The organism is Chryseobacterium sp. C-71 (genome assembly GCF_020911865.1).
In the GTDB taxonomy this organism is placed as follows: domain Bacteria; phylum Bacteroidota; class Bacteroidia; order Flavobacteriales; family Weeksellaceae; genus Chryseobacterium.
The window spans coordinates 3,624,699-3,636,334 of the sequence record NZ_CP087131.1; the positions used below are offsets into that span (position 1 = coordinate 3,624,699).

The 11,636-nt window shown below is 37.9% G+C and carries 9 protein-coding genes; 8 read left to right on the top strand and 1 reads right to left on the bottom strand.

Translation table 11 applies throughout. From position 1 onward, the window contains the following. From LNP04_RS16805 to LNP04_RS16820, 4 genes are all read left to right on the top strand, one after another. The gene (locus LNP04_RS16805; RefSeq protein WP_229984045.1) at positions 1-1,446 is read left to right on the top strand and encodes a DUF3526 domain-containing protein; all 1,446 of its coding nucleotides are present in this window, start codon (positions 1-3) and stop codon (positions 1,444-1,446) included. Further along, positions 1,447-2,793, top strand: coding sequence for a DUF3526 domain-containing protein (locus LNP04_RS16810; protein ID WP_229984046.1), 1,347 nt, complete (start codon positions 1,447-1,449; stop codon positions 2,791-2,793). It abuts the gene before it with no gap. Continuing rightward, positions 2,787-3,482, top strand: coding sequence for an ABC transporter ATP-binding protein (locus tag LNP04_RS16815; RefSeq protein ID WP_229984047.1), 696 nt, complete (start codon positions 2,787-2,789; stop codon positions 3,480-3,482). The genes LNP04_RS16810 and LNP04_RS16815 overlap by 7 nt, the downstream gene beginning before the upstream one ends. Positions 3,483-4,104: 622 nt before the next feature. Next, positions 4,105-4,251 carry a hypothetical protein gene (locus tag LNP04_RS16820; protein ID WP_229984048.1) on the top strand — a complete coding sequence of 49 codons (147 nt, stop codon included), beginning with the start codon at positions 4,105-4,107 and terminating at the stop codon, positions 4,249-4,251. A gap of 439 nt (positions 4,252-4,690) precedes the next feature. On the opposite strand, the gene LNP04_RS16825 is transcribed toward LNP04_RS16820, so the two are convergent. Further along, on the bottom strand, positions 4,691-5,662 hold the full coding sequence (locus LNP04_RS16825) for a LacI family DNA-binding transcriptional regulator (protein ID WP_229984049.1): 972 nt from the start codon (positions 5,660-5,662) through the stop codon (positions 4,691-4,693). A 242-nt stretch (positions 5,663-5,904) separates the two neighbouring features. Here LNP04_RS16825 and LNP04_RS16830 point away from each other — a divergent pair, with 242 nt between their 5' ends. Genes LNP04_RS16830 through LNP04_RS16845 form a run of 4 tightly spaced genes read left to right on the top strand, consistent with a single transcriptional unit; the run spans position 5,905 to position 11,598 of the window. Continuing rightward, positions 5,905-8,322: a TonB-dependent receptor gene (locus LNP04_RS16830; RefSeq protein ID WP_229984050.1), complete on the top strand. Its 2,418-nt coding sequence runs from the start codon at positions 5,905-5,907 to the stop codon at positions 8,320-8,322. A gap of 53 nt (positions 8,323-8,375) precedes the next feature. After that, positions 8,376-9,497, top strand: a complete 1,122-nt coding sequence (locus LNP04_RS16835) for a glycoside hydrolase 100 family protein (RefSeq protein WP_229984051.1) — start codon at positions 8,376-8,378, stop codon at positions 9,495-9,497. A 52-nt stretch (positions 9,498-9,549) separates the two neighbouring features. Then, positions 9,550-10,188 (top strand): uridine kinase, encoded by a 639-nt coding sequence (locus LNP04_RS16840; protein ID WP_229984052.1) that lies wholly within the window; start codon positions 9,550-9,552, stop codon positions 10,186-10,188. A gap of 3 nt (positions 10,189-10,191) precedes the next feature. Continuing rightward, positions 10,192-11,598 carry an MFS transporter gene (locus LNP04_RS16845; protein ID WP_229984053.1) on the top strand — a complete coding sequence of 469 codons (1,407 nt, stop codon included), beginning with the start codon at positions 10,192-10,194 and terminating at the stop codon, positions 11,596-11,598. Positions 11,599-11,636: the final 38 nt, after the last annotated feature.

Genomic DNA, 11,636 nt, shown 5'->3' on the forward strand with positions numbered 1-11,636 from the left:
ATGGCAAGATCCACTTTACAACTCATCATCAGCAAAACCCGGCAGGACCTGATGAAAGGACAACAAAACCTGCTGATCACCGCAACCATACTTCTGTTTTGCTTCTTGAGTATCGGAGTTGGTTTCATTAAATATAATGACACAAGTGCTCAGATTGGAAAATATAGGAAAGAAGTGCGGGAACAGTGGGAACACAGACCTGCAAAACATCCGCATAGAATGGCACATTACGGCTATCTTGTTTTCAGACTGGGACATCCGCTGAGTATTTTTGATAATGGATTGGATGATTATTTAGGAAATGTCATATTTCTTGAAGCCCATAAACAAAATTCTGCCAATCTTTCGGAGGCGGGAAGCTCTGGAACCTTGGTACGTTTCGGCACGTTTAGCAGTGCATTTATCCTTCAGTGTCTCGTACCGCTGATCATTTTATTTTTAGGTTTTGGGCTTGTAGCAAAGGAGAGGGAAGATGCAACACTTAAGATTCTTAGTACCCAGGGCGCATCTGGAAGAGAAATTATCTGGGGTAAGGTATTGGGACTTTGGCAATTCTCATTATTGTTCTTAGTACCGGTACTACCTGTTGTCTTTTTTGTTGCGGTCGTTTCAGAAGCCGTTGTTTGGACTGATGTTGTATTTAGACTTCTGACTATTCTCCCAGCATATATGGTGTATTATTTTTTTATTTCCAGTTTGACTATTTTCATTTCTGCAAACAGTAGAACAGCGTCATCTGCATTGGTAGGTCTAATAGGTTTTTGGCTGGTATTAGTTATTTTTTTACCGAAAGGAATTCAGTTTGCTGCACAAAATCTGTATCCAATACCTTCCAGGATCGCGTTTGAGACCGTCTTGGAAAAAGATATTCTGAAGGCCGGAGACAGTCATAATCCAGATGATCCTCATTTTAAAAATATCAAAGATTCTCTTTTGGCTCGTTACAAAGTAGGCTCGACAAATGAATTGCCTTTCAATTACAGTGGTTTTGTGATGAAGGAAGGTGAGCGCATAAGTTCGCAGATCTACATCTCCCATCAAAAAGAATTGGAAAAAACCTATCGTGATCAGCAACGGTTTTCTGATATCAGTGCGTTTGTTGATCCGATGGTTGCCATCCGGAATTTCTCGATGATCGCAGCCGGAACAGATTATTATTCATATACCCAATTTCAGAAGCAGGCAGAGGACTACCGTTACAAAATGGCACAGAAGCTTAATGACCTTCAGATTGAAAAGATCAGCAATATAAAGCCTGAGAAAGGTGGTCCGCCAGCCATCATCGAAGGTGATAACTGGAAGAAATTTCCGGATTTCGAATACCGTTTTACTTCATTTTCTAAAAGTATTCAGCAACAATGGATGCCGGCTGCAGCCCTTATTTTTTGGTTGACAATATGTGTTTTAATGATTGAAATATCTGGTCGAAACTTAAAATTAATTTAAATGAAAAATTATTTATACAAACAGTTTTATCGAAATAAAGCTTACACCATAGCACTTCTTTTTTTATTTTTAGCTGGTATGATGGCCATCTACACGGGAAAGAAGTTCCTGGACAAAAATCAGGAGATCATCTCGAAAACTGAGCAGTATCAGAAAGAAAGTATTGATAAAAATGTAAAATATCACAAAGACGATCTGGGATTGATCTTATATTACATCAAATTTAATCTGATCAACGAAACACCAAAATTAGCGGCGCTTAACATCGGGATGCGTGATATCAAGCCATCAATTCAGGGCGTTACAATCAGAAATCTGGAAGAACAGCGCTATAATGCTGATTTTTATAATCCCGCAAATGCAGCAGTCGGTAATTTTGATTTCAGTTTCGTATTGGTCTTTCTATTTCCGCTCATTATTGTTGCATTCTGTTACAATTTGATCTCTGAAGAAGAGGAGAGTGGCAGATGGAAATTGCTGTCTGTCCAAAGCAGTCATTTGGGAAAATTAGTGGACGCGAAACTGCTGATTCGGTTTTTGGCTGTCAGTACGATCTATCTGGTATTGATAGCAATAGCAATCGTTTGGATTTCAATCCCTCTAAATTTACCATTGATAGTTTTCATTCTTTCAGGTTGGTTGTATATCTTGTTTTGGTTTGTTCTTTGTCGCTGGATCATCTCATTCAGGAGATCATCAGCTCAAAATGCATTGATCTTATTGATTGTTTGGGTAGGGATGAATTTCATTATTCCAATGGGAAGCAACATCCTGATCCAAAAATATTATCCCGTTCAGGAATCTTTAAAAGCCGTGATGCAGCAGAGAGAAGGTTATCATAACAAATGGGACGAGGAAAAACTACCAACCATGGAAAAGTTCTACACTGCATATCCTCAATTTAAAGGTTTTAAAGTAGAGGAAAATGATGAATTTACGTGGACCTGGTATTACGCCATGCAACATATGGGAGACCTGGAAGCTTCATCGTCCTCCAAGCAGTATACAGAGAAAATGCAGAAGCGAAATAAAACTGCGGAAATTTTGGGGTATTTTCTACCAAATGTCCATACTCAACTTACCGAAGCTCAATTGGCGGAAACCGGCATTAATAATCAATTGGAGTATGGTAGGGCTTTGCAGAAATTTCACGAGGAAAAACGACTGTCATTTTATCCGTTGATATTTTCCGGTCAAAATGCGGATGCTGTCAACTGGAATTTACAAACCACAAAATCTTTTACGAATCATCTGAGTATTGATTTTTTAAAGATCTTTTTACCTTATCTCATTCTTATCATTTCACTCACCATTCTTTCACAATTTAAATTTAGAAAACTATGCTAAAGACAATTAATCTACATAAAAAATACAATGATTTCACAGCGCTAAGATCACTTGATCTTGAAGTGGGAAAAGGGGAAATATTCGCTTTGCTGGGCCAAAACGGAGCGGGAAAAAGTACCACGATCAATATTCTGCTGGGACTTATCAAAGCAACTTCCGGAGATGCTTTTATCAACGGGATCTCTGTGAACGAAAATCCTCAGGAGATCAAAAAACATTTGGCGTACATCCCGGAAACAGTATTGCTCTATCCCAAACTCAGCGGGATAGAAAATCTGGATTTCTTTTCGAAGATTGCAGGTTTCAATTACAGTAAAGATGAACTGTCATCCTTCTTGATACGAACAGGACTTCAGGAGAGTGCGCATCACAAAGATCTTGGAGGATATTCCAAAGGGATGCGCCAAAAGGTCGGAATTGCCATCGCGTTGGCCAAGGATGCAAAAGTGCTGTTGCTGGATGAGCCGACCAGCGGACTGGATCCCATTGCTACGGCAGAATTTACAGAAATTGTCCGCCAGTTCGGGAAAGAAGGCAGAACGGTCTTTATGGCAACCCACGATATTTTTAATGCAGTGAGTGTAGCGACCAATATTGGTATTATGAAGCACGGTCAGCTGGTGCATAATGTACATTCCAAAGCATTTACAGCAGAAGAACTACAGGAACTTTATCTTAAAACAATCTAGTTTATGTTAGTACAGATCATTGGATATTTAATACTAACGCTTGCAAGTTCTATTCTAATATCAAATTGCCTACATAATCGAATCGCAAAGATCATGAATTGGAAAAATAAAGTGTCATTCTTTTTAAAATAAAATAGCATCGCTATTATTTTAGTTGAGAAGAATATGCAAATGAAGAAAGTTCTTAAAAAGTAGTCATTGTAATGGCTACAAAAAATTATTATAGGCTTACTCAGTTTACTAAAGATGAATGCCGTCTTGATCGAATTAATTTTATTTGTACGACCAATAAAATTGCATGTACTGTCTTCAAAAACTTTTTCTAAAATAATTTAGTGAACAAAAAAATAATTCAATATGTTATGCTAAACATTATTATAATTATAAACGGAAGTTTTTATTTGATATATAAAAATACTAAAACTCAAATGTGATTTTTAAAGCTAGAGAATGAAAGGTTAAAGTCATTTGACGAGCAAAATCTTCAGAATCAATCAGGCGATCATCTAAAAGCAATTAATCCAATATCTGAGAATACAGAAAGTATCATTCTTTCTAAATTGGATGTATTTGAAAAAAGTAAAGGATTAACTGATAAGAATTTATCTTTTAAAAAAATGGCTTGGTCTCATCAGGAGTGTTATCTGCACAGACAATCACTACTGATACTACAGTTCCGGGTAATCCTGCAACGGAAAACAGCATTTTGGAATACTGGTATTGGGCTTATGGTATCTCAATTACCGGAAGTGGAAATTGGAAATATTGAAAGAGGGAAAGAATATAAGATGACGGTTAAAGGAAGAACAAACGGGATCTTTCAAAGTACGCACCTTTAGTGCTTTTATAGATTGCAACCAAAAAGGTATTCTTGATAACGAAAATGAAATGTACAGAATAGGTTTTGTAAAAGGAAGTAACGGTGTCATTAGGCTTTGCCGAAAACTATTCAATCTTTAATTGTAAGCGTATTGTCAGCTATATTGTTGTATGAACCTGAGAGAAAATATTTTTAGTAGAAGATGCTAGTGAAATCACAAGGGGATAATTAGACATAATATAACCTTAATTGTAATATTTTGGTTGAGTTGGTCTGTTTATTGCTTCATTGTGAAGCGATTCTCATGTTTAATTTGAGTTTTCATGGTTATTAGTTTTACCCAGCCTCGGCTGGGTTTTTTGTGACCATCCATTATTTGTAAAGTAGATTATAGGTAGTGACTTTGGTTAGAATTTTCTGAAACTTTGGATCTATCATTCATCAGTTTTTCCATTAACCTTTTTGCAGCGAAACTTCCCATCTGGTGACCATCGTTGATCTGATATTCGTAAGTTTCATCGAGAAATTTTGGAAGTGTTCCTTCACTTATTGCCACCACCTTTTTGTTGGTATTATTGAGATTTCGTTTGATCAGTGAACTGTGCAATCCCATTAGTGTTTCATCACTCATGGCAAAGAAACCATCAAATGAACGGTCATCTAAAAGCAGGTCCAATTTTTCTTTGACCTGATCGGCGGATTTACAGAAAATGATTGTCAGATCTATTGCTGGAGATTGTCTTATCCTGGTTTCAAAAGAATTCAATCGGCTTTGGGTAATTTCCAGATTTTCATCACCGAAGATCGCCAGGATATTTTGACAGCCATGATCGATCAATCTATCTGCTGACAGTTCGGAATTTTTCACATTGTCAAATACAACAGATTCAAAAATATCCTGTGGAACCGTTTTATCAAAGATGACAACCGGAATTTCCATGTCTACTAATTTACGCAGATGTTTACAGTCCTTGGTCTCTTTCGTCAGGGAGATCAGAATGCCGTCTACTCTTGAGTTGATGCAGGTCTCGATATGTTCCTTTTCTGTTTCATAGGAATCACCGGATGATAGTGTGAAAAACCGATAGCCTTCCTTATTAAGAATGGAAGAAATCCCGTTTATAATTGACGGAAGGAAGAACATCGATATTTCCGGAACAATAAGACCAATAACTTTAGATGACTTGTTTCTAAAGTTGATGGCAAAATCGTTGGGGACGTAATTAAATGTTTCGGCAGCTTCCCTGACCTTGAGCTTAACAGAACTACTGATGTCAGGATGATCCTTCAATGCTCTGGAGACTGTAGAAGTGCTTATATTAAGCATTTCTGCGAGGTCTTTTATTGTAGTTCTTTTCATTTTGATTTCTCGTGTCAATTATTAGGAGAAATTAAGAATAATTTTCGATTATTATTTTGTTAATATTTGTTAAATAAACGATTGTAATTTCTTAATAAAAAGTTAATTTATTTTTAAGTTATCAACCGCAACCGTTTGCGCAATCGTTTGAAATTAATACAGGGTTAACAGTGTGTTCAAAATCAATTTTTGATACCCTAAAAAAAATACTTTTGAGACATAACAAAAAACTCAGAAATATTATGGAATCAAAAGTAGTAAAGAAATTGCTGGTTTTCGGAACCATGAACATAGCGGCATTTATGTTCTCTCAAAACACGGTAACGGATACAATATCCCCCAAAGACAAGGTGATCGATGAGGTGGTTATTACAGGTAACTCAAACCCTAAAAATTCTATTAAGACCAGTACATCCATTTCTACTTTGAAATCTGCTGATATTATCAATTCAGCCCCGCGCACTACCGCTGAGATCTTCAGAACGATTCCGGGAATTCGTGCGGAATCTTCAGGCGGTGAGGGTAATTCAAATATAACAGTAAGAGGTGTTCCTGTATCTGCAGGAGGTTCAAGATATTTATTAATTCAGGAAGATGGTCTTCCGGTTATGCAGTTTGGTGACATTGCGTTTGGAACGCAGGATCAGTTCACAAGATTTGATTCTTTCGTATCCCGTGTTGAAGCATTACGAGGGGGGTCTGCATCTGTTTTTGCTTCCAACTCACCGGCAGGGATCATCAACTTTATTACAAAAACAGGTGAGCAAGAAGGCGGAAGCATCACGCAGCAAATAGGATTGAATTATCAGAATTTCAGAACAGATATAGACTATGGAACACCATTGGGTAAAGATTTTTATATCGGTGTAGGCGGATTCTACAGAGGCGGAGATGGTCCCAGAAAAACAGGATATACCTCTAATAACGGAGGGCAGTTCCGTTTGTCTTTATTAAAGAAATTAGAGAAGGGTAGTATCAGATTGTATGGTAAATACCTGGACGACCGGACAGCGGCTTATATGCCGATGCCTATCGCCGTTTCAGGTTCAGATTCAAATCCTGATTACAGCTCTTTAAATAACTTTGACATCCTAACAGCTGCTTTGCAGTCTTCCAATTTTAAAAATGATGTTACGCTTGGGGCAAACGGGCAGATCCTGAAAAGTGATATCCGTGATGGAATGCATTCAGTTTCTAAAACCGTTGGAGCCGAGTTTAACTACGATTTAGGATCCGGATGGAAACTGGATGCAAAAGCAAGATACGCTGCCAATGACGGTCAGTTTTTAGCGCCTTTTCCTGCTTCCGTAGGAAGCAAGTCTGAAATCCTAGAATCTGTTACTGATTATGGAAGTGCGGTGTATGCGGGAACCAATACAGAAGTTGACAGCAATGCAAAATACATGAAAACAGTTCTGTTCAATACCAAACTAAACAATCTCAATAATTTCTTCAGCGATGTCAATATCAGCAAAAAATGGAATACAGTGAAAATGAACGCAGGTGTTTACAACAGTTCTCAAAACATCAACATTTCATGGAACTGGAATACGTATCTGATGGAAGTTTCTGATAACAATGCACGTTTAGTAGATATTATCAGCAATACAGGAACTAAAATCACAGACAACGGACTTCTGAACTACGGTGTTCCGGCTTTTGGCGGAGTTAATAGAAATTATGACACCAAATATTCGGTGATCGCACCACATGCGCAGGTCGAAATCAATCCTATTGAAAAATTAACTTTGGATCTTGGTGCAAGATATGATTTTGGGAATGTCTCAGGAAGTTTTTCAGGAACACAAAACACAAGGAGAGTTATTGATATCAACCAAAACGGCACTTTTGAAACACCGGAATATGCAGTAGAAGTGGTGAGTGGAACTGTACCTGTTGATTATCAATACGGCATTTTCGGGTATTCATTTGGAGCTAACTATGCCTTAAATTCACGTAATGCATTATTTGCGAGAGTAAGCCAGGGTGGAAGTGCTTCTGCCGACCGAATTCTATTCGCAGGTTACAACTATACCAACAATGATGACCCTGCTTTAGACGCTGTAAAAGTTAATAAATTAAATCAGATTGAAGTAGGATATAAACTTAGAGGACCAAATTATTATCTCAATACAACCTTGTTTCAGGCAAGAACGATTGAAGCAAATTATGAAGCGACCACGCAGCTCAGAACAGAAAATAAATATGAATCATTTGGTGTAGAGCTGGACGGATTCTTTAAACTCAATAAACACTTTGACATCAAAGCAGGATTGACTTACACGCATGCTGAAATTAAAAATGCGATTGACCAGACCATCATAGGAAATATGCCGAGAAGAACGCCGAAATTCATGTATTCTTTCAACCCCAATGTGAATATTGAAAAATTAAGCTTTGGTTTCTTTGCAGTGGGGTCTACAAAAGCATTTACACAGGACAGTAATAAGCTGGTCATGCCGGGCTATGTGACTGTAAATCCATACATTTCTTACAGATTATTGAAAAATTTAACGCTGAATGTCAATGCCAACAACGTATTCAATGCATTGGCCATTACAGAGGCAGAAGAAGGAACTTTACAAGGAACGAACGGAATTGTAAGAGCGAGAACGCTGCCGGGAAGAACTATGGGCGCAAGTGTAAAGTTTGATTTCTAAATGTATTACAAAAAGCTTTATTTAAATTATTATCATTTCAAAAAAAATAGTAGATGTTTACACAAAAAGCCTTGCAGGTTATAGAACGGGCGATCTCAGAACAAGGAATTCTTGCATCTTCTGAAAAGAAAGACAATTATGCGAGAGTCTGGTCGAGAGATTCTATGATGACGGGAATTACGGGCATTTTTATCAAAAACCAAATGATCGTTGATGGTCTGGAAAGATCGATCAAAACCCTAGCAGGTCATCAGGCGGAGAACGGACAGATTCCTTCAAATGTTTATGGAGATAAAGCAAGTTACGGGACGCTTGTCGGGAGAACAGATGCAACAATCTGGTGGATCATCGGAGCTTGTGAATACATAACATATTCTAAAGGTGAAGTATTAAAAGATGCTTTAAAAGAGAAAATATACAAAGCATTTTCTTGTTTAAAGACCTGGGAATTTAACCAGCGGGGTTTATTGTACAGTCCGTTAGGCGGCAACTGGGCAGACGAATATGTGACGTCGGGTTATGTTCTGTATGACAACGTTCTCGGGTATTGGGCTTTGAAAAATGCAGCGGAGTTGTATGAAGATGAAAATCTGAAATCTCTTGCTGAAACCAAAAAAAAACTGATCGAAAATAATTTCAGGAAGAACAGTTTTGATGGAAGTAAATATCATCCAACAGCCTATCAGAAAGCCAGAGAAAAACCCTACTTGTGGGCATCCTTGAATGCCAACGGGTACGATGAACGCTTCGATCTTGCTGGAAATGCTTTAGCGATCTTTTTAGGATTTGATGTAGAGCTGGATGGTTTCACTCATTTTTTAGAAGACTTGAATAAAGAGTTTCAACACTGGATGCTTCCTGTTTTTTATCCGATCATCTTTCCAAAGGATGCTGACTGGAATTTACTTGAAAACAATTACAGTTATGACTTCAAAAATGAGCCCTATCAATTCCATAACGGAGGTTCATGGCCCATCTATCTCGGATGGCTATGTGTCGGATTGAAGAAAAGAGGATATGGTGAAATTCCTGAAAAGATTGTCAACCAGTATGAAAAACTTCTGACGGAGAAAGGTTCAAGTTTCAGAGAATATTATTCGACGGATCAGTTGATCCCTTCCGGCACAGATCAATTGTGCTTTTCAGCATCTGGTTATCTTTTGATGAAAATATAAAGATGAAAATTGATCATTACAAAAAAACTATTATTTAAAAACAGATTAGAACATGATTGGAGATATAATTAATTTGGAGAAGAGACATTTGGAGACCGCAGAAAATATCTATAAGATCTTAGGACAAAATAATATTCACACTAAAAAATGGGCAGTCGGAATATGCGGGGAGAGTGGCAGTGGAAAGTCGGTTACTGCCTTCGCTTTGAAAAAAGTATTGGAAGAACATGGGATCGGGAGTTTTGTGATTCAAATGGATGACTATTTTAAGTTTCCACCGAAAACCAATCATGAGAACCGTCAAAAGAGTTTTGACAATATCGGAATGCATGAAGTTCAGTTGGAATTGATCGAAGAAAACATCAAAGATTTTAAAAAGGGGAGTTCTTCTATCAAAAAGCCTTTGGTTCATTATCAGAACAACTCTGTATCACAGGAAATTCTCGACCTTGATGACATCCAGGTTCTTATTATTGAGGGAACCTATATATTGAGCATTGATGAGTTTGATTTCAGTATATTCATAGACCGGAATTACAAGGATACCTATGAAAACAGAATCCAGAGAAACCGTGATGAGCAGAGTGAATTCATTGAAAAGGTTTTGGGTATTGAGCATAACATCATTCGTCAATTGAAGGAAAAGGCAGATATCGTGCTTGGAAAAGATTATCAAATTGTAAAGCCGTAAATTATGAATAAAAAAATAATACCTAAGCTTAGTTTCTGGCAGATCTGGAATATGAATGTCGGCTTCTTTGGTATTCAATACAGTTTTGGTCTTCAGCAGACCGCTGTCAATCCTTTGTATTCCTTTTTGGGAGCTCACGCAGATCAGCTTCCTATCCTTAATCTGGCAGGTCCTGTAACAGGATTGCTCATTCAACCACTCATCGGAGCCATCAGTGATAAGACCTGGAGCGTGAAATGGGGAAGGCGGAAACCATTCTTTCTGTTGGGTGCTGTATTCTGCAGCTTAGCTTTGTTTGTATTTCCGTTCAGTTCTTCGATCTGGATGGCAGTAGGTCTATTGTGGATTCTGGATGCTGCGAACAATACAGCCATGGAACCTTACCGGGCTTTTATCGGGGATAAACTTCCCGAGGAGCAGCAAACCTATGGTTTTCAGATGCAGAGTCTGTTTGTCGGTGGTGGAATTACGCTGGCCAATCTCTCTCTGTTTGCTTTTCAAAAATACTTTGGAGGAAGTTCAGAACCCGGAGGCATACCTGCATGGGTCTATTATTCGTTTTTCTTAGGCTCTTTCTGTTCGATTGCATCCGTGGTATGGTCGGTGTATAAGACCCCGGAAATTCCTCCGACTGAAGAAGAACTGATCAAGCTAAAAGCAGAAAAAGAAAATGATACGGTCTTCACTCCGTTTGTGGATATTTTTACTGCGATCATCAAAATGCCCAAAATACTTTGGCAGTTGGCACTGGTCTATCTGTTTCAGTGGTATGCGCTTTTCTGTTACTGGCAGTTTGTAACCCCGATGATCAAGCAGACCCTGTATCATGTTTCTGAAAGTGATGAGCAACAGGCCAATCATTTCATTGAACTTTCAAAAAATGGACTTTCAGTATCACAGAGTGATATGTCCTGGGCTAAGAACATACTGAATCTGGTAGAGACAGCAGTCGGACAAACCGGATTGATGAATGGTTTCTATAATTTCATCACCATGATATCAGCATTGATGCTCATTCCTTTTGCACTAAAATATTCCTCAAAAAATGTCTACGTTTTTTGTCTTTGGGCAACAGGCATTTCTTTACTGATTTTACCATTCATCCACAATGAATATTTAATATTGCTGCCGATGATCCTTTTTGGAATTGGATGGGCCGCTATGATGGGACTGCCATATTCAATGGTTTCGCCATCCATTCCTGCGGAAAAAAGAGGTGTTTATATGGGAGTGATCAATATGATGATCGTTATCCCGATGTTGATTCAGACAGTTTCATTTGGTTTTATCTATAAAAATTTTCTGGGAAGCGATCCTTCAAATGCTATCACAATGGCCGGTACCTTATTTTTACTGGCATCTATTTCAGTGATGTTGATCCAGGTCAAAAGATCAACTGATCAATCATAAAAAAGCGATAAATAAACATATAAATATATACTATTTGT